The organism is Verrucomicrobiota bacterium (assembly GCA_034440155.1).
Classification (GTDB): domain Bacteria; phylum Verrucomicrobiota; class Verrucomicrobiia; order JAWXBN01; family JAWXBN01; genus JAWXBN01.
Window position 1 is genome coordinate 1 of record JAWXBN010000077.1, and the last position, 24,827, is coordinate 24,827.

Consider the following 24,827-nt stretch of genomic DNA (forward strand, 5'->3'; position numbering starts at 1 on the left):
AGACAAGAAGGAGCCCGACCCATGAAAGGGGCCGCCCAATGGGGCGACCTCATGACCGCCCGCGCCCTACGACTCGATCCAATCACTGTTTCCGCGTAAGAAGAAAGAATAGTGAAATAGGGCAGGCTGAGATTTAAGATTATTTTTCCAGCAAATTGCCCCGCAATAACCCTTTACAATGAACAGAGCGGAAAACGGGCTAAATGTTAAACCTTGAATTCTGATCGTATGATTTTTGGGGGATTGTTGTTTAGACTTCTGTATTGATTGTTATTTCCGGTGAATCAGGACAGGCCTTAAGAATAGGGCTAGTGCGGTGAAAATTGTGCCACAAATGGTCGTGGCGCAATCGATTCACAGAGCAACTTGCGCTTGGAGCTTGCTGTCCGGACGGAGGATGGTGGGGAATGTGAAATCAGGGTTTTTTTCGGTGAGATATTTCAGTGTCCATTGGTCGGGGAGCAGGACTATGGCATCTCCTGAGGTATCATGGACGAGGATGCTGCCACTGGGCAGGAGCAAATCGCTTTCCGGTTTGCCATTGGTCGAAATACAATAACGACCAAATACCCATTGGCCGGGCTCGATGCGGCAATCAGCGGTGTATTCAGTTTCTAAGCGGTATTTGAGAACGTCAAATTGCAGCGGGCCGACGGCGCCGATCAACATGCGTTGGCTATGGGCGTCGTTCCATTTCATCTGGTGAGCGACGCCTTCGCTGAGAAGCTGGAGGACTCCCTTATTGAATTTTTTGGAATTACTTGGCACGGGGTTACTCAAGAAAGCGAGGCATTCCGGAGCGAATTTCGGGATTTCGCTGAATGAGACATTTTCGGTTTGAGCAATGGTGTCTCCGATCAGGAAGCCATCCTGCCCGACGATTCCGATAATGTCACCGGGGTAGGCTTCTTCGATCAATTCCTTGTCCCGCCCGAAAATACGGTGGGCACTAGTAATGGAGAACCGGCTTTTATCGCGGCTGAGGATGACATCCACATTCCGGCGGAATACACCGGAGACGACACGGACAAAAGCTGTCCGGCCTCGGTGACGGGCATCGAGATTGGCTTGGATCTTGAAGATGAAACCGGAGAAATCGGGGTTATCGGCTGTGATTTCTCCGTCATCACTCTGGCGCCCCCGCGCCCCAGGGCCATATTCGACCAAGGTTTCCAGGAGGGAGTCGATGCCAAAGTTATTCACCGCACTGCCGAAGAGAACCGGATTAAGCTTCTCCGCCAGAATCATGGACGGTTCAAAGGGAGTGCCCGCCATGTCGAGGATTTCGAGTTCCTCTTGGAATTCCTTTAATGAGGTCTCATGGGTCGTTTCAAACAGGGAATTAACTTCATCGACGGAGAGCTTTTGTTCCCGTGCTTTGCTGGAACCGTGGGCGGTACGTTCGTAAAGGGATGCTTGTTTGGTGAGGCGATTAAAGACACCTTTGAATTCTGGACCTGAGCCGATTGGCCAATTCACCGGGAAACAGGGAATTTCAAAGACTTTTTCCAGTTCATCCATCAGCTCTAGTGGAGGCTTGGATGGGCGATCCATTTTATTCACGAAGGTAAAGAGTGGTATTTTGCGGTAACGGCAGACGTCGAAAAGCTTACGGGTTTGTGGTTCGATGCCTTTGGCGGCATCGATGACGACCACAGCAAAATCAACAGCGGTCAGCACACGGTAAGTATCCTCGGAGAAATCATGGTGGCCTGGGGTGTCCAAGAGGTTAACCGCACAACCGCCGTATTCAAAATTCAGGACTGTTGAGCTTACGGAGATTCCACGTTTTTTCTCTAGCTCCATCCAGTCGGATTGAGTGCCATGATCCTGTTTTTTGGACGTGACAGAGCCTGCGAGGTGGATGGCTCCGCCGTAGAGGAGGAGCTTTTCGGTCAGTGTCGTCTTACCCGCGTCGGGGTGGGAGATGATGGCAAATGTACGGCGTGGCTTCAAAGTGATGGCTTTCTATTCATACGTCAAAGGGTTACGCCCTTGCGGCGGCTTCCCCTTCAAGAATATCATCGTCCACATGATCCCCATTGTTTGATGGGAGCTTGGCAATGAAACAATATGATGGGTCGCGTTTTTGGATTTTTAAGATACTGATAATTTCTTTCCATGTCGCCCATAATCCGTGTGGTGCTGGGGGGAGGTCATTTACAATGACTTTCCGCAGTTTGGGCAGATTGTAAAAAGGAACACTCGGGAACATGTGGTGCTCGACATGGTATTGCATATTCCAATAGAGGAATCCTGTCAATTTACTGCAAGTAAAAGTCCGGCAGGATAGGCGGAAATCAGGCACATCGGGTTGCATCCCGATATGTTGGGTGTATCCGCAAAGGATCCCGAGCCAGGCAAACCAGAAGGTGCCGAGATTCACGATAAAAACCAGGGGCCAATGACCCGTGGCGATAAATAAGATGGCCAAAGCAAACTGTCCGACGACCATGATCCGCATAAAACGGGTGTGCTCCTGCCAGGCTTTGACATTGGATTCAGGCAGGACTTGCCGTGTCCATGCGAAGCATATTTTCCCAGTGATGGCATCATGGATACGGTCCTTGATGGTCCCATAGGCGCCCATGTAGTTAAATCCGAAAGCCCACATCCAGAGTTTCCAGTCAGAGACCGAAAGAGTCATGGGTAAGACGACCTCCCCGTCCATATCGTGGTGGACTGTGACTTGGTGGTGTTTGACATGGCTTGGGCGGAATCCGATATAATCAGTCCAGCTCACAAAGGAATAGACTTTAAGGAAAAATTCATTCAGGCCCTTGGATTTAAAAGGTGTTTTATGGCAAAGCTCATGCACTGGCCCGGTTAATCCGAGGAATGCGCTGAAAGTCCCGTGGACAAAGAAAATGACGAGAAAGAGGGGGACTGCCCACATCCAGTTTTCCTGGGAGATATAAAGGTAAGAGGCATAGGACGCAGCCGCGGTGAAAACAAAGAGCCCGAGCTGGAGGATGGCTTGTTGGAGCCCCTTCCAGTCACTGGTTCTCATGAGTTCGCTCATGACGGCCTTGTCGACCTTACAACGGTACCAATTAATTTTATGTGGCGTATTCATAGGGTGGGTTATCTTTATAATTCATGAATATTTTTATTCAAGCGGTGAAAACGAAAGTTTTTGTAGTTTATGGCAAATTCCTCTTTATTAGGGGCTATGCCAGAGCAAACCCCGCAATCTCCCCCGTTGCCTTACCGTTTCCGTGCCGGGGCTTTTGTCTACCATGAGCTTGTGGAGTTGCAAATTACCCGGCTTGACCGGATGGGCCAAGGGGTGGGTGAATCTAAGGATATGGCTGTGGTCGTTCCTTTCACCCTTCCCGGGGAAAGAGTCAGGGCTCGGGTCTGGGGGAATTTTAAGGACCATGCTGAGGCTGATCTTTTAGAAGTCCTGGAGGCATCGCCTTCGAGGGTAAAAGCAAATTGCGCGGTTTTTGGTCAGTGCAGCGGGTGCCAATTCCAAATGCTCGATTACGCCGCGCAAATTGCTTGGAAAAAAGCGGTGATCGAGGAGCTTTTTACCGCATCAATCGGGAAATTGCCAGTGTCGGTCAATGAACCCATCCGTTCACCCAAATCCTTTGCTTACCGGTCTAAGATCACTCCCCATTTCAGTTTACCTCATGTTACAGGGGGCTCGTCCCCATCATCCGCTAACAAGGAGGATGGCCGGTCCAGTACGGGGTTGCAGATCGGATTTATGCGTAATGGGCCTGGATCAAAAATCGTGGATGTGGAAAGCTGCCCGATAGCCACCGATAAGATTAATGCAGAGCTTCCACGACTGCGGGCTGAAGTCGCCGCGCAAATTGCCCAGTACAAAAAGGGCGCAACCCTGCTCCTGCGTGAGGTACAGGAAGGAGTCGTGACTGATCCGAATACAATTGTGACTGAAAAAGTAGGGGATCAGCTTTTCCGTTTCCCCGCGAGGGAGTTTTTCCAAAATAACCCGTTTATCCTTCCGCAATTTGCGCAGTACATCGTGGAATCCGCAAAAAGCTTTGGGCTTCCCTACCTCGCAGATATTTATTGTGGGAGCGGATTTTTCAGTATTTGTGCGGCGGAAAGTTTTGAGCAAGTGGTGGGAATCGAAATCAGTGAGGGCTCCGTGCGACTTGCGCGGGAGAATGCGGGGTTAAATCATTTAAATAACGTGGCATTCTCCGCCGGGGACGCTGCGGCGGTTTTTGAGCAAATTGTTTTCCCCCCTCAGAAAACAGTGGTCTTGATCGACCCGCCGCGCAAAGGGTGCTCGGATGAATTCCTGCGCCAGCTTGTGCAATTTGCCCCGGCGGGAATTATTTACGTCTCCTGTGGCCCTGAGTCCCAAGCCCGCGATTGTAAACAGCTCCTCAAGGCCGGTTACAATCTCCGCTCCATCCAACCTTTTGACCTCTTTCCCCAGACACGGCATATCGAGAACGTGGTGGTGATGGCAAAATAATCTTATCACCGGGGATAAAAAACATTAGTCAATTAAAAAGATATCAGTTATATCATCATCTTAATATTACCTCACTATCAGGAGCACCCACACATATGACTATTCCCCTTTCCTCAGAACCCTTGATTGATTTTGATTATTTAAAATCCTTGGTGGGAAGTGATGAGATCAAAGGTAATGAGTTATTGGTGGATATCGGAGGAACTTTCCAAGAAGAAATCGTCAAAATGAGGGATGCCATCCTCGATGCGATTCAAAGGAAAGATGCTGAAACTCTCCAGAAACAGACCCATAAACTCTCCGGGGGAGCATCCAGTGTCGGACTCAGGAGATTGGCTGGATATGCCAAAAATGTAGAGAATACAATCCGGGCCGGTGAGAGTATTGATTTTGAAGAAGTCAAAGGAGTGATCGAACCTCTCATCGAGGACACTTGTGCCGCTTTTAGTGAGTTAATGGGGTAGAATAATTCCCGGGCAAAGTGGTTTTACACCATCTCAGGGGAGAAGTCTTTAACGGGCTGGGCTGAGACAGGTTTGATTTTCCAGATGAGGACAGACGCAATCAATCCCAAACCTACAGCCAGATAACCCACATAGTGGTGATTTTGCAGCTCTCCTGTGGTCGATTGGGTGACGATATATCCGGAAAGTAATGATGACATGCCCGAACCAGCCGCTTGGACGGCGGTATTCAAGCTCATGAATCCACCCCGGATTTGGACGGGCACGGCTGATGTAATCACGGCTGTCATCGGAATAAAACGGCCACTGACCACTACAAAGAAAAAGGCGCAGACCATAAGGGGGATGGCCCCATATGGGTGACGATGAGGATCGGGACAAAGGAAAAAACAATCAAGATATCAAATACTTTTGGTTTACCGAAACGGTCAGACAATCGTCCGATCATCGGGGAAGAAAAAATCGTCAACCCTCCCCCGACAAGATAAATCAAAAAAAGCTGTTTTTCGGGGAGTCCTACACTGGCCACCATATAAGGGCTGATGAATTGGATCACTGAGAAGTGGCCTATGCCCCCACAAGAAAGCTGAATTCCCGAGGGCTGACGGAGAAAAGATTCATCAGAAAAGGCCCCAAGGGCATCATGATCATGAAATCCACAATATGGGTGAATTGCACTGCCGCCAATGTCAGCAGTAGCGCCCGTTCATTTTTGAATTCATATTTCATGGTTTCTTTGAGTGCCTTGTTTTTTTTGGAGTTTTTCTCATAGGCCATAAAACTGCGTGAAAGGCATCAAAATGATTATCCTGATTTTGCCATAAGAACCTTAAACCTGCGGCTGCCATCCGTTTTGGACGGTCTATTCTGATTAAATCAAATTTCTTATTTTGTCTTTTTTTCATTTTTTACCTCTCGAATTAGATTAATCGAGGACTAACTTTTTTAAATTTACTTTGTCTTGATGTTTCATGCGGCGGATCAAGTGGGTTTCCATCAGGTAGAATCGCAAAGAAAGGGTGACCGCTGCGATGGCTAGCCCCGCAGCCAGTCCGGCCCAGACACCCTGCGATGACATCCCCATGGGAAATGCCAGAAAATAACCCAGGGGCAGGGCCACCACCCAATAGGCGATAAAGGCGATGCCTGTCGGTATCCTTACATCCTTCAAACCGCGCAAGGCTCCCGTGCTGATGACTTGTCCCCCGTCAAATATCTGGAATATTCCCGCGATAATTAAAAGGCGGGTGGTCAAGGCCACGACTGATTGTTCCCCCGCAAAAAGGGAGGCGATTTGTTTCCCGAAAATGAGGAAGACTAAAGCCGTGGTGGTCATGATAAAGATCCCGAGGATCAGGGCTCCTGACCAGACTGTTTTCGCTTTGTGGGCTTGCCCGCTTCCCGCACATTGTCCCACTCGGATCGTGACGGCCATCGACAGGCCGAGGGGGAACATGAATGCCGTGGCTGCGCAAGTCAGGGCGATCTGATGCGCGGCCAGTGCTTGGGTGCTGATCCACCCGAGCATGATCGTCGCGATCCCGAAAGCCCCCGCTTCCAAAAGGATTTGGAGTCCGATCGGAGTGCCCAGCCCCATCAAGCTTTTAACCCGTTTCCACTCTAAGCCCCGCCACCAATCCAGGGGCAGGGCTTCCTTGAAACGTTTGGTCGTGATCATATATTCAAATAACCCGATGACCGTAATCACCCGGGCGATGAATGTCGCAATTCCGGCTCCTTCAATTCCCATGGCCGGTACGCCGAATTTTCCAAAGATGAATATCCAGTTGAGCACGGCATTAAGGATGACCCCTGAAAGGATTATCCAGAAGGGTTGCCAAGGCAGGGATTGGCCTTCCGAAAAATTCCTCAGACACATGATGACCAAAGCAAATGGCAAGGACCAGCTAATCCAATTCAGGTAAGGCCTGGCTGTCTGGATGACTTCCTCAGGTTGCCCCAATAGGTGATAATAGCCGTGTCCCCCGGTCAAAAGTAGGGCCATCAATAACCCACTGGTTACGGATATCAAAAGTCCGTGTTTGAGCGATTCACCGCATTCAGCCGGTTGTTTAGCTCCAAATGCGTGGGAAACCTGAACGGCAATCGCTGCCATCAGGCCGATTCCTAATACAAAAGGGAAATGGATGAGCATATTCACAAAAGCCGCCGCAGCCAATGGGATAGTGCCTATTTTGCCGATCATGATGGTGTCAGTAATGCCCATCAGCATTTGGCTGACTTGCCCGGCCATGATGGGAAAGGCCAGCTTCAGAGTCTTTCCGGTCTCTGGCCAAAAGCTGTTATTTTTTATGGGTGTCATATTTTTAAATTAATTATTTTGCCTTCTGATAAACGCAATCGGGGGAGGATCCTCCGAGGCGGCAGTTTTTGGTTCTTTTGAAGGAAATAAAAAAACCACCGCTTTTTGCTGCGGTGGTTTGAAGGAAAATCTTTTTTTACATTCTAGAAAATCGAATCAAAACCCTCCGCAGCCGGGCATAAAGACGCCCTTGACCATGGGAATATATGCCCATGAGCCACGATGATTTAGGATTATTGATCGGATATTCATTTATTCATATTTAGATAAACTGTTATTTGCGAAAATCAAGGCATTAATCATGAGGGTTTATGAATGGGTGTTAAATAGTCCTGTTCATAACGAAAAATATTTGCGTTACATTTGATAAATCAGAAACTTGATTCCATCTTATATCATGGAAAAAGAGATGGCTACAGAAGAGGGGATGTGTGGCGTTATTTCTGGGCAAGAAGACCCTCGGGCATCATGGGAAATGCTTTATGACCAGATTTCCTCATTTAACCGCAAAACACAATTGACCGAGGCCTTGGAACGGGATCCCCGGGGGATGATAATATTGAATCCTTTCCGCCAGATTATTTACTGTAACCAATCATTTTTAGAGCTGACCCATAAAAATAGTACGGATGATGTTTATGCATTGAGACCTGGTGAAGTCTTGGGTTGTGTTAATGCCCTTTCTGCGACTGCTGGCTGCGGAAGTAATCCGGAATGTCGATTATGTAATATTGATGAAGTCATCCGAGAGATCCAAAAGGGAATATCATTTGCTGGGAAAGAAAATATCCATGTTGCTTCAGGACAGGAAAATGAAGTGATGGCCCTTAAGGTCAGTGGTGCTCCCCTTAAAATCGGGGAAGAAATATTTCTCCTTCTGGTCGTGAGTGCATGCTAAAGTTAATCCCTAGCAAGGGGGGGGGCGTGAAAAAAACGATCAAAGGAGTAAGAGGCATCATATCCCGCCATTGAGGTATTTTTCGGCGAGTGAGGAATTGTGATTCCCTGACCAGTGATAACTTTGCCAGTTATCGTGACGGCTCTTTTTAAGGGATTGCGCGATTAAACGTTTGATTTCTTCTTGGTGGACTGGGGTATGGGTGGACAGAGAGATTAATGCAGGGAATGCAGCGGGGCCAAGGTTTGCGAGATAGTAAATGTCCAATGCCTTCTCAAAACCTGCTGACTGGTGATCCAGGTAGTCGTTGACATTTTTAGAGGCAATAAAGCCCTTTGTATTAAAAAACTGGAGCAGGTAAATCATGGCGAAAACAGTGAGCACATTTTTTCCCACGAGCCAAACGAGGTTTTTCTGGAAAAGGACCCTTGCCGATAACCAGAGGAATCCTAAAAAAACAATTAACAGGAAGATAATGAGGTAAAACCTCAACAGGGTCCATTGATAGGAGGCGATATAAAGATAGACCCGCAAACCCACACTGCTGACTAGGAAAAGATTTTGGGCGATCCAAAGCAGGCTTAAGTCCTTGATCACAGGTGAGGTCGCCATCCGGTTCTTTGCCGACACAAATGTAATGAGCAGGGCGGCGAGAATAACGGTGACAATGAGGTTATAAGTACCGTGATGGACAAATTGGCTATGGTTGATCCCTTCAGGCACAGTTTGATGGAGCCAAAGATAAAGTCCGTCGATCGTATTAGCGGTAAAGTAAAGCAAGTTTACCCCGAGTAAAATCACGATGTAACGTAAAGCCACAATCCGGTCGCCCTTGGACTGCCCACAAGATGTTTCTGAGACAGGGTGGGTGGAATGGGTTTGGTGGATGATTTTTGGCCAGAGTAAGCCCAGACTCAAGGTGAGGAGGCCGATGCTGAAGAGGATCCTTGGGAGCGAGGGGAATTCAATGAGTGAGAGCCAGTCGGCTAGGGTCTTCATGATTTGTGATAAAAGAGAGCCCATGATCACATTTGATGAAGCCAGGAGTAAACCGAATACCCCGCAAATAAGGAAAGCAGGGAGGAATATTTGAAAGGTGTATTGAAGAAGTTTCCGACCGCCTATCCCAAAAGCACCTGTGGCCGGGAAAATCCGGTTAAAATGCCGGGTCAACCACAGCCAGCGCTCCGGCGCAAACAGGAGGTTTATCCCCCCGTTTTTTATTGATGAAAAAGTCCCCGTGGATACGAGAGTATTCATATTCCCGGAGATAAAGAGGATCAGTAAACTAGCACTGAAAAAGCTTTCCCATCGCGGGGAAATCCCGAATCCAATGCAGCCGAGGGTGAGCAGTATCCAAGAAAAAGTTATTCTTGGGTTTTTGAGGAGATCGATGCGCGTGACAAAAAAACTGGATCCAAGGATAAATAAGAAAAGCCCGGTGCCTATTCCTGGAGAGGAGCCCCAAAGCAGGGTGTTTCCGGCTAGCAGCATTAAAAGGAGGGTCAGGGTGATCCGGTAGATTGATTTACATGACGGATAGTCATAGAGCAAAAGTGAAGGAATGGCTGGTGGGATGGACGTTGTTTGCATAAGTTTTTTTTACCAATGGGTACTAAGCTGCGATCGTCGCAGATTCGTTAGGATGGATAATGTCTTTATAGAGAACGATGGAGTCTGGACGGACTGATTTTAGGGTGCTGAGAATGTCGGAGACGATTTGCCCTCGGTAGTCGGGATGATGGATGGCCACATAAGCCCTATAGTCAGGGACTGTGTGCGTGTCGGCGGGTGAACCCACTATGCTACAGGGCACCAGGTGTGTCTCGAGCAGTCGGATATCCGGATGCAAGGGATAACCAATGATGAGGGGGTAAGCTCCACGAACGGTATAGACATGCAGAGTCCGGAGCGCGCTCTCATGCCATTGTGCGGGGTTATATGGGTATGTTATCATAAATTTTTTTCTAAGCTTTGTACCACAAAGTGAATGGGTAAATTTTTTTAGTGTTTATTTAATTTAAGTAATTCCTCGATCGTCCCTAGATAATCTTCGAAAGTTTCCCCCCCTAACGGTGTAAGGGAATAATTTGTCTGGGGCCGGTCATGCATCTCTTTGGTGGAGGCGATATATCCGGAGCTCTGGAGTGTCCTTAAATGTGAAAGCAGATTTCCGTCGCTGAAATTCAGCTCTGTTTTCAAATCCTGGAATGACCAAGTCGGACGTGCCGCTAAAAGGCTCATGATGGCTAAACGCCCTTTTTCGTGGATCACTTTATCGAGTTTATCTAGGTTGATCATGGTTATCTTTACATTTCGATAATGGGGGCGTTACGCAGGGCTACTTCTCGGCGGTTGGTTAACCATGTGGAGGCCCCATAAGTGATATGGAGAAGTCCAAATGATAAGACCATCAGGAGGTTCCCGGAACGGGTGGACTGGGGATTATTGAATAAGCCAAAAGAGATGAGGCAGGCCAGTATCATGCCGACCAATAAAAATGACCAGCCAAGGATCAGGAGTGAGCGGGGCGCATAATTACGGGTGGAAAGTAAGGCTAACCCGTAAAATACACACCATAAGAAAACCATTGTCATAGGCTCAAATCCCTCATAAGCAGCCAGAAAACTCAAGATACCACCCGTCAGCATCGAGGGGAGGAAATCTGTCACGGCCGATCGCATGCCTCGGGAGAGAAGTGGCGTCCCTAACCGACGGTTTTCACATCCGAGGTAGATGATATTAAAAACCGAGATGACCAAAAATAGGCAAAACCAGAATAAATAAAAAGATAAGGGGCTCTCAGGAATCAGCGATGAAAAACCATGATTAAAGAGATAAGAACCAACTAAAGTCAAAGCTCCTGCAAAGAGGGCCGTGGGTGATGAAATCGCCCGGTACAGGCTCGCCCGTTCCATCAGGGAGCGGATGGTAATGAGCTGTTCTTGTGCCCATTGTTCTTGGTTCATATCTCTACTTTGTACCACAAAGTAACGGGATGTCAAGGATGTCTCTGTAGATTTGATTGAATTTTGGAGATGAAAAGTGCGTCTGACTGATTATGAACCGTACCTTCAGCCCTTCCGGAAGAACAATTTGCGTAATGATATTGATCGCGTTCCTTCCTCTGCCCCTATTCTCCCAAGAGGTGAAAGTCGGTGATACAAAATCAGATGTTCTCAAAATGCTCGGGGTTCCTAAAGGGGGCATTATCCAGGGGAAAACCGAAATACTCAGTTACGACCGGGGGGAAATTATCCTCAGTGAAGGCAAAGTGGAGAAATTAGAATGGCTACCGGAGGGTGTGACGTATTCCTCCATCGGGAAAAGGGAAATAGCCGTCCAAGCGGAGCAAATAACAAACTTAACAAAAATTAAAACAGCACAGGCTGAATATGAAGCGCAAAAAGCCCGGGTCGAGGAGGAAAAAACCCGGCAAATCGATTTTGACAAACGGTTGTCCGAAGCTAATCAGGAGATAGACCGACTCCAGCAAAGAATCGATGATTTGGAGTCACAGAATTCAAACCTCATGACCCAGTCGAATTTCCTGTCATGGCAGCTCTTCTATAATCCGAAGCCTTGTCCGAAACCCGACCCCCATCATTCACCGACAAATTGTATTCCATCAAGTGTCCGGCAGACGGCGGCGAAATAATCTCTCCAGCGCGGAATCAAATGATGGGTTTGATATATTTCCTTTGAAGTAAACGCCAGACGGTCACGAGAAATGCCGTCAGGGGAATAGCCAGTAACATTCCTAAAATCCCGTGCAACGCAGTTCCCCAAAAGAAAATAGAAATAATAATGACGACTGGGTGAAGTCCTGTTTGTTTACCCATGATTTTGGGGGTAAAATACCAATCGACTAACATTTGGGTGATCATCACTGTCGCCCCGCACTTGAGCAGGAGCATCCATCCTCCCCCTTCTTGGAAGAGGCCGGTGGGGACAATAATCAAGATGCCAATAATCGAGCCGAGGTATGGAATGATATTCAGGAATCCCAAGAGGACCCCGATGAATAGTCCCGCAGCTAATCCGCTCATGGTAAAACCTGTGGCGTACAGGACACCCGTAATCATCCCGATGACAATCTGACCACGGAAAAAGGAAACATTGATCGCGACGAATTCCTTTACTAAAAAGATGACATCCTCCTTCTTGTCATCCTTAAAGAAGGGGAGGAACTCGCGGAGTTTCTCCATCGGATCTTCTTTGGACTTTAGGAAGTAAAAAATGTAAACAGGGACAACGGCAAAACCCGCTAGGAACCCGAAAAATGAAAGGATTTTGGTTCCAGCCGATGACATGTTATTAAAGACTGAGTAAGCGAGGGATTGCGCGTTTGATTTCACTGTTTCAACGACAGAGTGGATATCGCTATCGAGGTCAAATTTGCTTTTGTTTTTCATGGCGGATAATGACTCGACCGCCCGGTCGATGATATTCGGGACCTTTTTGGAAAATTCAATAGATTGGGTGACTAACTCCGGCAAGAAAAGCCAGGCGGCGAGAGTCAGGATAATAAAGGTCGCAGAATAAATAATCACAACCGCGAGGGCGGAACCGATTTTTAAGCGTTTTTCGATCATTTCCACGTATGGCTTTAGGATCAGGGCGGTGATTCCGGCCAAGGCCAGAGGACCTAAAAGGTTGGAGAATTTTGATAGGAAATTCCCCAGGTAATAAACCAAGGCCGCTGTCGAAGCGGCGATTACTGCGAGAGAAAGAAAGCAGATAGCCCAGGTGATGATTGTTTTCTGGAAGGGACTAAACCACTGATCGTCGGGGGACTTGCTCATGCATAAGAATTAACGGGTGAAATTACCCGAGGCAACCTGTAAATACGGGAAAAAACAGGAAAATCTCCCTCGCATGAGCCGGGGATATGGGATAATTTTTTCTGGTGATGAGATTATTAATTATCGGTTGTGGATACCTCGGGACCCACCTTGCGCAAATTGCCCGCCGGGAGACAGGCGCGGTCGTGGCAGGATTTGCACGGAATTCTACTACGATTATAGCGTGGAAAGGTCAGGGCTACGAAATGTACGAAGGTGATGTCGAGCGTCCTGATACCCTCCCGCAAATCAAACAATTTGCTCCGACACATGTGGTTTATTGTGTGGCTGGCGGGAGGGCAGGGGGGAGTGCCCTTTACCGTAGGATTTATTTTGAAGGGCTCAACCACGTGTTGGCGGTATTCAGGGAGGACGTTAAAAAACCACAGGTCTTTTTCATCAGCAGCACATCCGTTTATCCCCAGAAAGACGGGCAATGGGTGGATGAGACTAGCTTTGCTGAACCCGAGAACGAAACGGCGCAGGTCCTCCGGCAGGCAGAACAATTACTCCTTACGGGGTATTCCCAAGGAACCGTGCTCAGGGTAGCTGGGATTTACGGGGTCGGCAGGGCTGTTTTGGCCGCGAAGATTATTAATAGTCCCTCCTTGATTGTGGATGATAACCCCCGGCGGTGGTTGAATCTGATCCGGGTCGAGGATATCGCCTCGGCGATTGTCAGCCTAGCCCGTCACCCCTTGTCAGTCGGGGCCACGATCAATCTTTGTGATAATGAGCCCGTGGCCTTAGGTGAATATTATTCCTGGATACGAGCGCAATTTTCATTACCGCCGGTGCAATTTGCTCCGGTGCCGGATAAGCCTCTGAATAAAAGAATCAGCACCCGCAAATTGCGTGAGACATTTGGATTCCAGCCGCAGTACCCGGATTTTCGCGTAGGCCTCGCCGACGTGATCCGGGATTTTTAATCAGGTCGTGAATGGGAATAAAAGTCGGAATGTGCTCCCCTTTTTCGGGGTGGACTCGACAATGATTTTTCCTTGGTGGTTCTCCACGATTTTCTGGACAATGGCCAAACCCAGTCCGGTGCCTTGGGAACGAGTCGTCAAGAATGGTTGGAAGAGTTTATCCTGGAGCTGGGCACTCATGCCCGGGCCATTATCGGTGATGCTGATTTCGATCCAGTCTTGCTCGGAGTAATGGGTCTTTTTCCCTGACAAGATGATATTCCCGCCTTGTCCCATGGCATCCAGAGCATTGAGGATGAGATTCAGGAGTGCCTGCTCGATCTGGGCGCGGTCGAGGGGGATGGGGGCGAGGTCAGCCGGGCAATCCAGATCGAGAGTGACATCATGGCTTTTGAGTTTGTGTCGTAGTAAAAGCTGCATGTCCTCGAAGATGTTACTCACTGCTACCGGTCTCAGGTCGGGCTCGCTGGACCGGGCGAAGGTCAGGACCCTGTCCACAATGGCATTCATGTGATTCATTTTATCCATCATCATGCTGCAATCTTTTGCATGCACTGGGTCATGAGCAAATTGCTCTTGGAAAGTGTGGACGAGCATTTTGATGACCGTCAGGGGATTGCGGATCTCATGGGCGATTTCAGCGGCCATCAGCCCCAGCGCCGAGAGGCGTTCATTCTGGCGGAGTTGCTCTTCGACATTCACGATTTTTTCATACATCCGCGCCTTGTCGATGGCGATTGCCGAAAAGCTGGCCAGCGCACTCAAGAGTCTGATTTCCTCGTTAGAGAAACGGTGGAGATGGCGGGTATAGACATTTATGGCGCCGATTGTTTCATTCCGATAGGTCAAGGGGACACTCAGGAGGGAGACGAGCCCCTCCTTTTTGGCTAGCTCAAGGTGGTGATAACGTTGACTAACGCGGACATCAAGGATAGCGAGGGGTTGTTGCCGGCGGACGACCACGCCGATCAGGCTTTCTTTGACCTTGAGGTTCGCTTTGCGGGCATAACTATGGCTGGCCCCGTAACTGGCCTTGAGGACAAGCTCCGTCTTATTTTCATCCAGGAGCATGATGGAGCAAAGGGGGGTATTTAATAGACGAGTGGCTTGTTCGGCCATCAAGCCCAGGACCTCGTCGAGATTCACGGCGGAAACAATCGTTTGGGCGATAGTGAAAAGGATCTCAAGCTTACGGGAGTTATCCTGACCTTGTTTAAATATCCAGGCGTTATAAAGGATTTTTGACGTATTGGTGGCGATAGTTTCCAGGAGGCTTTGATCCTCATCGGAAAAGGCGGAAGGTTTGACGCTGTTACAATTCAGCACCCCGATGACCACACCCTTAATTATGAGGGGAACGGATAACTCCGAGCGGATAGAGGACTTCGCAGGGATATACCGGGGGTCTTTGGTGATATCGTCGATCCGGAGGGTTTTTCCGTGGGCCACGGTCCAGCCGATGATGCCCTCACCCGGACGTAGCTTGAGTTGTTGTGTTTTTTTCGGCAAATTAATCGAGACCTCCGTTTCGAGCAGGCTGGAGTTTGGATCGACAAGCATGATGGAGCCGCTGGTGGCGTGGGTGGCCTTGACCGCAGTTTCAAGCAATTTGCGCAGGAGCTTCGGCGGTTCGAGTGAAGAGCTGGCGATGCTGCTGATTTTATTCAAGAGCACGAGGCGTTGATACTTCTTTTCGAGCTGCCTGTAGGCTTTATTCATTGATCAAAAGTTTTTCAAGAGTTTGTTTGAGTTTAGCGATGACTTTCTCGTCGGTGATTTTCTGGTCACGTTTGTCCAAGACATAGAAGGTATCGATGGCTGCCCCTTTTTCCGTGGCGATTTTAGCTAGGGAGAGATTAATATTCCGGCGGGAGAAGACATGGAGGATATCATAGAGGAGCCCCATGCGGTCAGCGGTTTGTATCTCTACAACAGTAAAATCCTGGGATAAATCATTATTGATGATGATTTTTTGGGGGAAACGTTCTGGAAGGGGTTCCTGCGCCGGTTGTTTCTCCTTGAATTTCAGGACTTTCTCCTCGATGTCATAATCATCCTCGGTCAAGGCCCGGTTCAATGTCGTCTCGACCTGTTTGATGTCCCGGGGGTTTGTCGCCGCCTCGAAACGAGTCGTGCAAACACGGAACGAGTCTAATACAATATCATCTGAGCGGGTGTAGATAGCGGCATTAAGGATATTCAACTCCGCGAGGGTAAAGGCAGCGGCGATTTTCATCAAGAGTGACTCCCTGTCCCATGTGCAGATCGCCACACGTGAATGCCCCGCATTGGTGAGGTGTGTCCAGTGGAATACGGGGGAGAGGGGATCTTCCTTCGGGTTATATTGTTTATTTAGGAAACTCTGGATGAGCTGCATGTCGCTGGAGAGTTGCTCAGCTGTCCGGGCCATGAAATAACGGGTCGGCATGAGCTCAAAATGAGCGGAGATTTGGAGCGCCGTGTCTTCCTTTGTGCCGCTCTGGAAAGATTCTTCGACCTCCTCCCGGAGCTTGGCTTTTTCGTCATCAGCCTGCTCGATGAGATTAAAGTTCCCGGTAAAATATTTTGAAGCAGCATGATAGAGCTGCCAGTGGCTCAGCTCCCACCAATCTTGCCCGACCCCGTCATTAACGGCTTGAGCATCGGCGAAGGTCAGGAGGTGGAGCATGTCGAGGGTCTCCTGGTCGCGTACGATCCGGCAGAATTCCTCGATGACCGTGATGTCATAGAGGTCACGTTTACGGGCAAATTCACTCATGGTCAGGTGGTTATCCACCAGCAGGACGAGCTGTTGGCGTTCGTGGGAAGTGAGCTTAAATCTTTTACTCAGGTGCATCGCGTTTTTCGCACTCTGATCGGAGTGGTGCCGGGAATTCATTGCGCGTCCGGAATCATGCAAGAGCAGGGCCAGGTAGATGATTTTTGGGTTTTCGGTTTTTTGGAAAATCTCTGTGTACTTCGAGAACGGGGGATTATTCGCATTGATGACCTGATCGAGTTTATCGATACATTTGAGTGTGTGCTCGTCGGCGGTGTAACGGTGGAAGAACTCATGCTGGACCAGACAGGTGAGCTTACCAAAGTCGGGGATGTACCTGCCAATAAAATCAACCTCGTGCATGGCCCGGAGGATGGGCCCGACCTGGCCTTTATTGCCGATGATTTCGAAGAATGTTTCCCGTGAGACACCCGAATACCGGAAAGAGCGGTCCACGAGGCCGAGTCTTGCCCGGATCAAGGTTTTCATGGCGGGATCCATGGCGACATGGCGCTGCTGCATGTAAAGGAAGACCCGGATCATCCGAAAGGGGTCTTCACGAAAAATGGAGGTGGACTCGGCCATGATGATATCCTTCCGGATATTAAAGCCATCCACGGACTCGGAGCGTTTACGCCGCCGGGCGAGGAAGTTAAAGGCCGTTTTTTTGACCTCCTGGCTTTCAAGTTCGAGCCGTTCATCGAGTAATTTACAGATATTATAGATATTCCGGGCGTGCGTATAGTAGTCCCGCATAAATACCTCTATCCGGCGCAGGACGGTATGTTGCATGTAGTCAAATGCGTCGGCGATTTTGCCTTGCTGGCTGAGGTTAATCACATCATTGGCCCGGCCTGTGCGGTAGTGTAATTCATTACGGACCCGCAAGAGGAAATCGTAGGCCGCATCGAGTTGTTTCCTCTCAGAGGCAGAAAGCCACGCCTTTTCCTGCATTTTGGTGAATGAAGTAAGTCCAAATTTAAAAAAGGCCACCCAACGGACATTCTGGACGTCCCGCAGGCTCCCGCACCCGTTTTTGATATTGGGCTCTTGGACAAATACGGTATTGCTGAATTTTAAATGGCGCTCCTTCTGGTCCTCGATCCGCCAGCGGATGTATTCGGCGACATAGGGTTTGACACATTTCTGCACCAGTAACTCACGGAATGTCTGGAAGAGCTCCTGGTCCCCGTCGATGATACGGGACTCGATCATGGCCGTTTTGGATTGCATGTCCTCATTAGCATGAGCGATCGAATCCGTGAGTGAACGGGTGGCGTGTCCGACTTTGAACCCGATATCCCAAAGCATGTAAAGAACCTGCTGGATCACCTCGTCGACATAAGGGGGTAATTTGCGTGAGGTGCCATTGTGGAGGAACATGATATCTACATCACTGCACGGACACAGTTCACCCCGCCCGTACCCGCCGACGGCGATCAAGCTGATCTTTGGGATGTCAGTGGCAGGGAGTTTTTCTTTGAGGTATTCCTGGGCGCCATTAAAAATATGGCGGAGGATGACATCGATCAGGTTAGCGCGCCCCGTACAGATCTCGCGCCCGGAGCCGCCCCCCCTGTGCTGGATCCTGAGCCGGTGCTCTTCCATGCGGAGGAATTTTTTGTAGAGTTCGAGAAGATCGGAAGGTTTGCTTTTAGGGCTGCTGATCAGTCTTTCTTCTGCGTGGCGTAATACTTTGTCGAGATGGCTTTTACTCACGCTCAATACGTTTACCCCACTGGCCTACGGGCGCAAGTGTTACTTTTATAAAAATAAGGCCGATCCACCCCCTCTTTCATGCCCTTCCGGGGAGCAATTTGCACCACGAAGGACACGAAAGGCACGAAGGAAAAGCAACTGGAGGGACAAGCTTCTGCTTGTCCGAGACCCCGAGGAAACAAAACAGTGTAGGGCGACCGGCCCGGTTGCCGAAAGCCGGATTTAACCGTGAAACTCCTACTTGCCTTCCGGTGAGCAATTTGCACCACGAAAGGCACGAAGATGGAGGGGCGAGATTCCTCTCGACCGAGGCCCGCCCGATGGAACCATTCCGGCCCCGAAAGACCCTGGGGGCAATTTGCTCCATCAAAGTAGAAGCGTGCTTCCATCCGCTTTGCCATTTTCCTCAGCACATGCATCAGCGCGGAAACCTGCTGTTGGGTTTTTAAAGAATAAATTCCCCGCCCGTTCCAACCTGTTTTTGGGAATTTTACACTTTTTCCGCTCCGTTCTCACTAAAGGGTTATTGTGTGTGGGGGATGAGGTTTTCTACAGGAGGTTATGATTATTTTGGGCGGGGGGCCACGGCCACGGCGGCGGCACGGGCGGGCATATCCTTGCTATGGCTCGGACCTGCGAGGCAAATTGCGCGCATGAAGGCTTCATTACCCTCGTAATAGGTGGGGGGTTCGTAAGTAATCCCGTTATTGAGTTTTCTTTCCTCGGAACGGATCTTTGGTAAGAGGTAAAAACGACCGGCCAGTGAGTAGAGGTGTGCTTTGAGGCCGCCGTATTTGTGCAGACCTTTGAGTTGTTCTTTCATCCGGTGATGGAGGGCGGGGCTTTTCTTGTAATAAACCATGATAGCGGACGTGAGGGCCGCGAAAGTGGTGAAAAGCTCTTTACCCTCGCGTTGGTAACGTTTGCGGATGGCCTGATCAGAATGGTTCCTGTAGCGGATCCATCCTTTGAGGAGAGTGTGGCCTACACGGACGATACTCGGGCCGTTGACGGCGAAATCCGTTTCAAAGGCTTGGAGGAGATATTTTGATTCCTGACCGTCCTTGATATGGTCATGGTGATAATTAAAACGGTATTGGCCATGGATATCATTTGGGGGGACTTCCTCCTCCGATTTTAAGCGGCCTTTCTCACTCATTTCGCGGTGGAGTGCTGTGCCGGACACGGGGGTATAAAGCATGAATTGATGGAAATCCGTGTCGTGGGCGGCGGCATAGTCGATCACATCCTGGATATTTTCCGGGGTATGATTTTCTAAACCGATAATTGTCGACCCCAGAATGCGGATGCCGTGGGACTGGAGATTCGAGACGAGTTTACGGCTGTCGATGCCTTTGAGCTTTGTATAACGGCTGTCCTCGCCCTCGATACCCATCCAGACCCATGAGACCCCGAGGCGGATGAGCTGCTCGATCGTATAACTCTGGAGGACGTTGGCGGAGGTGAATACGTACAGGCTCCATGATTTATTATGTTCGATCATGAGGTCGAGCAGGCGCAAGGCGCGGTTGCGGTGGAAAAGGAAATTCTCATCCATGATAAAGAAGCTCTGGGTATTCAGGGCTTGCTCGGTCTGCTCCATCACGGAGAAAAGGTCATCCCCGGTCTCGTAGAAATTAATAAACCGGCCTTTGCCGCCAAACATGGCGGATGTGGAGCAGAAATTACAACCCAAGGGACAACCCACGGAAGGAATGATCACGGCGGCGGTGTCTTCGGGTTTCTCACTGATTTTGATCCCGGCTGTATGGGCTTTTAACCCCGAGACAATGATCGGATGTTTGACCTTGGTCGAGTCATCCTGTCCGGTAAACCGACGGAACCAGATGATGCCCTCGCCCTGCACCGTATAATCGGCCCCCACACGGTCTTTGAGCCCGGCGACATTCGCGATATGTCCGCCGATGACGATCTTGGCTTGCGGCTGGTATTGGCGGATTAATTCACACATTTTTTTGACTTTAAGGATATTCGGATAAATCGAGGTGATCCCGATAATGTCATAGTCATTTTCCTGGATCTCGCGGGTGAATCTTTCCAAGGACGGGAAATCCAAGAGGACACAGGGAGCTTCCAGATTATTTTGGATCATCATGATGCCCCAGCTGCGGTGGAACATCCTTAATGAAAAAGGACCTTGCACCCGAGTGACCTGATTATGGTAGAGCTCCATGGGGTTAATGGAGCGGCTCCCGTATTCATCGTCTTGGGCGTAAGGACCAAAAACACTGGAGAAAAGGATACGGGCATTTTTGCCTTTGGGATGAACCGGATGGGTGGGGCTGGCCACTACAGGACTACAAACAGGGTCTGAGGTGATAGGAGTATCGAGCGAATCAGAGGTGGTGGCAATACGATCTGAATCCAAGGTATTTTGCTTCGACATGGGTGATTCTTTCTCTGGATAATTTTTTTTGAACTTAATGGGCAATTATCAGTGACTCCGGAGGGAAATAAACAGCAGAAAGATAAAACACACCTTGAACCATACCAAATCCATCTCTGTTATAAAATCGATCTTGGATACTCCGGGGTTACCTTGTCGAAAGCTTCTGGGCGTACCCGGTCATTTCGAGGAAGCCGTTACCTTTGAGGGGTTCGTTCTGCTTGCTGCCGGTGATATTAATGGCCCCTTCCCAGTAATCAATCCGGCCAATGCTCCGGATATTGAGTTCGGAATTTTCTAAGGCCGCAGCAATGGAGAGTTTGTAGCCGCGGGCGGGTATCTCGACAGTCCAGACGATAGGGTAACTCGCCTTTGTCACTGGACTGATCCAATAACGGAGGGGGGTCATGATAAATTCATTCTTTTTGAGGTGGATTGATTTGCCATTGACATCAATGAGTGTGCCTGATGAAAACTCGGAGAGGCTCCCGTCTTTCATGCGGATTCCGTAAAGCATGATTTCCTCGCCGTTATCGAGCTGGATGCTTAACCAATCCCAGCCGATTTGTTCCGGATCGAGCTGGTTAGTGCCAAATTCCTTATCGAACCATGAAAGGCCCTCGACCTCGATTTTCGAGCTACCAATCATGATCGTGCCTTCTGTATCCAGCCGGGTCATGGAGTAATAATGGGTAGCCCGCCCGGGCCCGGCCGATTTCTGACTGACCCCGTTCTTGCCGTGGAATACCGCAGGTTTCACCCGGGTGCAACGCAAACGTAGGGAGATGTCGCCGGTGCCCCCGCTGAGCTCAAAGCTCTCCTCCATCCGGAGGTTGGCATCTTTGCGTAGGGGTGGCAAAGCGCGGGCGAACCAAGAGCCGATCTGCACCCAGAATTGGTCTCTCGAATAAAAGGCTAGGCCGAGGGTGCCCCGTGAGACTTTTTCGGCAAATGTGAAATTATTCCCGTTAATATCTGAGAACGCAAAATGCGCAAAATAAATATTTTTTAACCGCCAAGCAGACAGGGGTTTATCAGGATTTTCCTTTTCGAGTTTAGCCAGTCTCCGGGGTGGAGTGATCCCCTGACGGAAAAAGGTGAGTTGATAAGCGTAACTCCGTCCGCCGCCTTTTTCGCGCAGGTGCCCGGTGAAATACCACCATTCAGTCTGGAACTCATCATGGGTGCCATGGTCGCTCGGAAAGGTGTACTCCCATCCCGGCATGGCCAAGCGCCAGTCTTGCTCATCATAAACCGGCTGGATAGTCCCTGCCGGAGCAAATTGCGCGCAGAGTAGTAGCAGACACAGAGCGCGGAAAAATATGCCGGTGGGGATGAGCACCCTCCACGGGCGCGTACAGGCCTGACGGGCGCAAATTGTTTGAATAATGGGGAGGAATCGATTCATTCGGATTGGATACATTCTACAATTTTGAGTTTTGCAGCGCGCCGGGCGGGGATCAAGGCGGCAAGGGCGGAAATCATGATGACAGAAGGAATCGTCCAGAACAAGAGCCCGACGGGTAAGGCCCATTCGATCGTCCAGCGGAAAAAGGCGAGGTTAATGACGTAACAAAGGATAAAAGACAGGATCACCCCCGCGATCAATCCAGTGGCCCCGGAGGCAAATCCGAGCAGGGCGGCCTCAGTAATAATCAGTCGCTTCATCTGTGTCTGGCTGACTCCTATTGAACGCAGGATGCCCAGCTCGCGGGTGCGCTCCGACACGAGCACCGTGAGTGTCTGGAAAATCCCGAGTCCGGCAATCACCAGAGCAATGGTCCGCAGGACATAAGTAATAGCAAATGTCTGGTCAAAGATATCCAGGATTTTTGTTTTCAGTTCGCCATTCGAGTAAACCATGAGTTCGCCCTGTGGTGCAAATTGCCCGATGAGCATGGCCCTGATGGGTTCGAGCTTCGCAGGATCTTTGAGATAAAGCCCCATATTCTGCGGAAGGTAATCACCCCAGAGCTTTTTCATGAGGGATTCATCCATCAGGATGATCCCTAGTTCTGTCGTGTAATCACGGTAGCGGGAGATGATTTTGAGTTTCTTTTTTCCGGAAGGGGTATCGACGATGAGGATGTCCCCGCGTGTGACCTTAAATTTCCGGGCGAAAACGTCGGAGATGAGTACCCCGTCGCCCCGGGCGATTTGCTCCACCATGGCCTCGGCAGTGGTGTCGAGTAGGCGGAGGTTATTTTGCGCCGGTACTTGCCGCAGGGGTATGGCGGCTGCTTTGATGGTTTGCCCTGCGTAAGTGATTTTTTTCTCGGCGTAAGTATCCACGAGGCGGATATCGGGGTGTTTACGGAGTGTATCGACCATGGCCGGGGACAGGGAGGCACGGGGTCCGATCAAAAGCTGTGCTGAGGATGACACGAGGATATCGGCTTTTACAGTCTGGGCGATCCAGGCATCCACGGTGGAGCGGAAACTGTGGATCATGATGGAAACCCCGACCATCATGGAAAGGGCGGCCATTAATGCGGCCACGGCTACACTCGTCCGGTTCAGGGCCTGGGCAATTTGCCTTGCGGCCAATCCGGGTAGGAGCCAGCCTTTACCCAGGCAGAATCCGGAGATCAGGCCACAACCCGTTTTCAGGATCAGCGGACAGAAAAAAGCGACTCCCAGGATCAATGATAAGGCGGAGAAGAATCCCAGAGGCGGGTAAAAATAAAGGGCGCCCAAGGCACTCAGGCCGCTGATGATGCAGATGGCCAGACCTATTTCAAAAGACCGTCTTGCATTCAGTAGGCTGCGTTGGTGCAAATTGCCCGTGGCGAAACTCTCCGTGGGGGCGATTTGCGCCGCCTCACGTGCGGGGCCATAAGCCGACAGGAGGACCGCACCCATTCCGATAATGAATACCCCGGGATATAACCAGAAAGGAATCGTGAGTGTCTCGATACTCACGGTCAGGTAGAGGGAACGGATCGTTTGTGCGACGGCACCCGTTAATGAATGGGCGATGCCCAGGCCTAAGGCCCAACCGAGGATGATCCCGATAAAGCCTAGGATGGCCGCCTCAGCCAGGAATAACGTTTGGACATCGGACGAGGACATGCCACACGCCCGGAGGATCCCGATTTCCTTGCGTCGCCTGACGACGGAAGTGGTCATGGAGTTATAGATGAGGAACATTCCCACGACCAAGGAAAGCAGGGAAAGGGCCGTGAGATTCAGCTGGAATGCCCAGAGCATTTTCTCGACTTTATTGCCCCGGCGGTCAGGGGCTTGGATGATGATATTTTTCGGTAGGAAAGGGGTGATCTGGGTTTTGATCGAGTCGAGTCGCTCGCGCAATTTGCCCTCGGTGAGCCATTCATCCGTGCGGATATCGATCCGGTTAAGCAAGCCCACGGCATTAAAGAGTTCCTGAGCCGCGGCTATATCCATGATGGCGAGGTGTTCATCCGCCCCGATTGCGCCTTCGTCGGGGGTGAAAGTAGAGGCAATGAGTAGGGGGATGGTTTCTTGATTGACCAGGATATTGATCGTGTCCCCGGCTTTTAATCCGCGTTTGTCAGCCATGGATTGAGTAATGGAAATGGAGCGGTGGTTTTTGAGGAGGGTTTCCAGTGAGGAAATCTCGAACCCGGCGGAGCCCGGTTTCCCGTCTTTGAAATCAAAGGGACGGAATGCTTGGTTACTGAAAATGTCGATCCCGAGGATGCGCAGGTATGTCGAGGGTTGGGGTGGTTTATTGGATTCGGGGGACTCCATCACAGCACAGACTTCTTCGATCGTGGCGGTCGCAGCCGAGACTCCTTCGGTGGCCATGACGGTCTCCATGGCTTTCTCATCGAAACGCCCGAGTGTGCCGATGATCTCGAGCTGGGACTTTCCGGCGACCACGTCCAGGGTATTCCTAAAGGCACGCAGGCTTGACTCGTTAGCGATCTGGATACTCAGGAAAACGGCGACCCCGAGGGCGACCCCGGTAATATTCAAGATCGCGAGCCCCGGGTGACGGAGTAATTGTCTCAAGATAAGGGTGGAGAAAAACCAGCGCATGGA

The 24,827-nt window shown here is 50.0% G+C and carries 21 protein-coding genes; 5 read left to right on the plus strand and 16 right to left on the minus strand.

Translation table 11 applies throughout. The features are described 5' to 3' along the window. Positions 1–354: 354 nt before the first annotated feature. On the minus strand, positions 355–1,956 hold the full coding sequence (locus SGI98_07885; protein ID MDZ4743321.1) for a peptide chain release factor 3: 1,602 nt from the start codon (positions 1,954–1,956) through the stop codon (positions 355–357). 31 nt (positions 1,957–1,987) lie between these two features. Then, a complete protein-coding gene (locus tag SGI98_07890) occupies positions 1,988–3,076 on the minus strand; it encodes a fatty acid desaturase (GenBank protein MDZ4743322.1) in 1,089 nt (362 codons plus the stop codon). Between the two features lie 69 nt (positions 3,077–3,145). Here SGI98_07890 and SGI98_07895 point away from each other — a divergent pair, with 69 nt between their 5' ends. Together SGI98_07895 and SGI98_07900 are read left to right on the plus strand one after the other, a co-directional pair. Beyond that, complete coding sequence (locus tag SGI98_07895; GenBank protein MDZ4743323.1) at positions 3,146–4,459, plus strand: class I SAM-dependent RNA methyltransferase; 1,314 nt, start codon at positions 3,146–3,148, stop codon at positions 4,457–4,459. 95 nt (positions 4,460–4,554) lie between these two features. Beyond that, on the plus strand, positions 4,555–4,923 hold the full coding sequence (locus SGI98_07900; protein ID MDZ4743324.1) for an Hpt domain-containing protein: 369 nt from the start codon (positions 4,555–4,557) through the stop codon (positions 4,921–4,923). Positions 4,924–4,946: 23 nt separating this feature from the next. On the opposite strand, the gene SGI98_07905 is transcribed toward SGI98_07900, so the two are convergent. The 4 genes from SGI98_07905 to SGI98_07920 all read right to left on the minus strand — a co-directional run bounded on the left by SGI98_07905 (position 4,947) and on the right by SGI98_07920 (position 7,246). Beyond that, positions 4,947–5,261 carry a hypothetical protein gene (locus SGI98_07905; GenBank protein ID MDZ4743325.1) on the minus strand — a complete coding sequence of 105 codons (315 nt, stop codon included), beginning with the start codon at positions 5,259–5,261 and terminating at the stop codon, positions 4,947–4,949. Beyond that, positions 5,237–5,479: an MFS transporter gene (locus SGI98_07910; GenBank protein MDZ4743326.1), complete on the minus strand. Its 243-nt coding sequence runs from the start codon at positions 5,477–5,479 to the stop codon at positions 5,237–5,239. The genes SGI98_07905 and SGI98_07910 overlap by 25 nt, the downstream gene beginning before the upstream one ends. A gap of 11 nt (positions 5,480–5,490) precedes the next feature. Beyond that, positions 5,491–5,700, minus strand: a complete 210-nt coding sequence (locus SGI98_07915) for a hypothetical protein (protein ID MDZ4743327.1) — start codon at positions 5,698–5,700, stop codon at positions 5,491–5,493. A gap of 148 nt (positions 5,701–5,848) precedes the next feature. Beyond that, positions 5,849–7,246: an MATE family efflux transporter gene (locus SGI98_07920; protein MDZ4743328.1), complete on the minus strand. Its 1,398-nt coding sequence runs from the start codon at positions 7,244–7,246 to the stop codon at positions 5,849–5,851. A gap of 409 nt (positions 7,247–7,655) precedes the next feature. On the opposite strand from SGI98_07920, the gene SGI98_07925 reads away from it, so the two are divergent. Next, positions 7,656–8,144 carry a hypothetical protein gene (locus SGI98_07925; GenBank protein MDZ4743329.1) on the plus strand — a complete coding sequence of 163 codons (489 nt, stop codon included), beginning with the start codon at positions 7,656–7,658 and terminating at the stop codon, positions 8,142–8,144. 57 nt (positions 8,145–8,201) lie between these two features. On the opposite strand, the gene SGI98_07930 is transcribed toward SGI98_07925, so the two are convergent. Genes SGI98_07930 through SGI98_07945 form a run of 4 tightly spaced genes read right to left on the minus strand, consistent with a single transcriptional unit; the run spans position 8,202 to position 11,113 of the window. Beyond that, positions 8,202–9,737 carry a DUF4173 domain-containing protein gene (locus SGI98_07930; GenBank protein MDZ4743330.1) on the minus strand — a complete coding sequence of 512 codons (1,536 nt, stop codon included), beginning with the start codon at positions 9,735–9,737 and terminating at the stop codon, positions 8,202–8,204. A gap of 22 nt (positions 9,738–9,759) precedes the next feature. Beyond that, a complete protein-coding gene (locus tag SGI98_07935) occupies positions 9,760–10,101 on the minus strand; it encodes a hypothetical protein (protein MDZ4743331.1) in 342 nt (113 codons plus the stop codon). A 47-nt stretch (positions 10,102–10,148) separates the two neighbouring features. Then, positions 10,149–10,445 carry a transcriptional regulator gene (locus SGI98_07940; protein MDZ4743332.1) on the minus strand — a complete coding sequence of 99 codons (297 nt, stop codon included), beginning with the start codon at positions 10,443–10,445 and terminating at the stop codon, positions 10,149–10,151. An 8-nt stretch (positions 10,446–10,453) separates the two neighbouring features. Then, the gene (locus tag SGI98_07945; GenBank protein MDZ4743333.1) at positions 10,454–11,113 is read right to left on the minus strand and encodes a hypothetical protein; all 660 of its coding nucleotides are present in this window, start codon (positions 11,111–11,113) and stop codon (positions 10,454–10,456) included. A gap of 134 nt (positions 11,114–11,247) precedes the next feature. Here SGI98_07945 and SGI98_07950 point away from each other — a divergent pair, with 134 nt between their 5' ends. Beyond that, a complete protein-coding gene (locus SGI98_07950; GenBank protein MDZ4743334.1) occupies positions 11,248–11,802 on the plus strand; it encodes a hypothetical protein in 555 nt (184 codons plus the stop codon). Between the two features lie 16 nt (positions 11,803–11,818). On the opposite strand, the gene SGI98_07955 is transcribed toward SGI98_07950, so the two are convergent. Further along, a complete protein-coding gene (locus SGI98_07955; protein ID MDZ4743335.1) occupies positions 11,819–12,949 on the minus strand; it encodes an AI-2E family transporter in 1,131 nt (376 codons plus the stop codon). A gap of 107 nt (positions 12,950–13,056) precedes the next feature. Here SGI98_07955 and SGI98_07960 point away from each other — a divergent pair, with 107 nt between their 5' ends. Then, the gene (locus SGI98_07960; GenBank protein MDZ4743336.1) at positions 13,057–13,917 is read left to right on the plus strand and encodes an NAD-dependent epimerase/dehydratase family protein; all 861 of its coding nucleotides are present in this window, start codon (positions 13,057–13,059) and stop codon (positions 13,915–13,917) included. Here the strand turns inward: SGI98_07960 and SGI98_07965 are convergent, their stop codons facing one another. The 5 genes from SGI98_07965 to SGI98_07985 form a co-directional block, all read right to left on the minus strand. Further along, entirely contained in the window at positions 13,918–15,636 is a 1,719-nt protein-coding gene (locus SGI98_07965; GenBank protein ID MDZ4743337.1) for a GAF domain-containing protein, read from the minus strand. After that, a complete protein-coding gene (glnD, locus tag SGI98_07970) occupies positions 15,629–18,394 on the minus strand; it encodes a [protein-PII] uridylyltransferase (GenBank protein ID MDZ4743338.1) in 2,766 nt (921 codons plus the stop codon). The genes SGI98_07965 and glnD overlap by 8 nt, the downstream gene beginning before the upstream one ends. A 565-nt stretch (positions 18,395–18,959) precedes the next feature. Further along, complete coding sequence (locus SGI98_07975) at positions 18,960–20,801, minus strand: cobalamin-dependent protein (GenBank protein ID MDZ4743339.1); 1,842 nt, start codon at positions 20,799–20,801, stop codon at positions 18,960–18,962. A gap of 148 nt (positions 20,802–20,949) precedes the next feature. After that, the gene (locus SGI98_07980) at positions 20,950–22,209 is read right to left on the minus strand and encodes a lipocalin-like domain-containing protein (protein ID MDZ4743340.1); all 1,260 of its coding nucleotides are present in this window, start codon (positions 22,207–22,209) and stop codon (positions 20,950–20,952) included. Then, positions 22,206–24,824 (minus strand): FtsX-like permease family protein, encoded by a 2,619-nt coding sequence (locus SGI98_07985; GenBank protein ID MDZ4743341.1) that lies wholly within the window; start codon positions 24,822–24,824, stop codon positions 22,206–22,208. Before SGI98_07985 ends, SGI98_07980 begins: the two co-directional genes overlap by 4 nt. Positions 24,825–24,827: the final 3 nt, after the last annotated feature.

Coding starts and splice junctions, on each gene's coding strand:
- SGI98_07890 (MDZ4743322.1), bottom strand. CDS start 3,076: ATGAATACGCCACATAAAATTAATTGGTACCGTTGTAAGGTCGACAAG.
- SGI98_07895 (MDZ4743323.1), top strand. CDS start 3,146: ATGGCAAATTCCTCTTTATTAGGGGCTATGCCAGAGCAAACCCCGCAA.
- SGI98_07900 (MDZ4743324.1), top strand. CDS start 4,555: ATGACTATTCCCCTTTCCTCAGAACCCTTGATTGATTTTGATTATTTA.
- SGI98_07905 (MDZ4743325.1), bottom strand. CDS start 5,261: ATGGTCTGCGCCTTTTTCTTTGTAGTGGTCAGTGGCCGTTTTATTCCG.
- SGI98_07915 (MDZ4743327.1), bottom strand. CDS start 5,700: ATGGCCTATGAGAAAAACTCCAAAAAAAACAAGGCACTCAAAGAAACC.
- SGI98_07920 (MDZ4743328.1), bottom strand. CDS start 7,246: ATGACACCCATAAAAAATAACAGCTTTTGGCCAGAGACCGGAAAGACT.
- SGI98_07925 (MDZ4743329.1), top strand. CDS start 7,656: ATGGCTACAGAAGAGGGGATGTGTGGCGTTATTTCTGGGCAAGAAGAC.
- SGI98_07930 (MDZ4743330.1), bottom strand. CDS start 9,737: ATGCAAACAACGTCCATCCCACCAGCCATTCCTTCACTTTTGCTCTAT.
- SGI98_07935 (MDZ4743331.1), bottom strand. CDS start 10,101: ATGATAACATACCCATATAACCCCGCACAATGGCATGAGAGCGCGCTC.
- SGI98_07940 (MDZ4743332.1), bottom strand. CDS start 10,445: ATGATCAACCTAGATAAACTCGATAAAGTGATCCACGAAAAAGGGCGT.
- SGI98_07945 (MDZ4743333.1), bottom strand. CDS start 11,113: ATGAACCAAGAACAATGGGCACAAGAACAGCTCATTACCATCCGCTCC.
- SGI98_07950 (MDZ4743334.1), top strand. CDS start 11,248: ATGATATTGATCGCGTTCCTTCCTCTGCCCCTATTCTCCCAAGAGGTG.
- SGI98_07955 (MDZ4743335.1), bottom strand. CDS start 12,949: ATGAGCAAGTCCCCCGACGATCAGTGGTTTAGTCCCTTCCAGAAAACA.
- SGI98_07960 (MDZ4743336.1), top strand. CDS start 13,057: ATGAGATTATTAATTATCGGTTGTGGATACCTCGGGACCCACCTTGCG.
- SGI98_07965 (MDZ4743337.1), bottom strand. CDS start 15,636: ATGAATAAAGCCTACAGGCAGCTCGAAAAGAAGTATCAACGCCTCGTG.
- SGI98_07975 (MDZ4743339.1), bottom strand. CDS start 20,801: ATGTCGAAGCAAAATACCTTGGATTCAGATCGTATTGCCACCACCTCT.
- SGI98_07980 (MDZ4743340.1), bottom strand. CDS start 22,209: ATGAATCGATTCCTCCCCATTATTCAAACAATTTGCGCCCGTCAGGCC.
- SGI98_07985 (MDZ4743341.1), bottom strand. CDS start 24,824: ATGCGCTGGTTTTTCTCCACCCTTATCTTGAGACAATTACTCCGTCAC.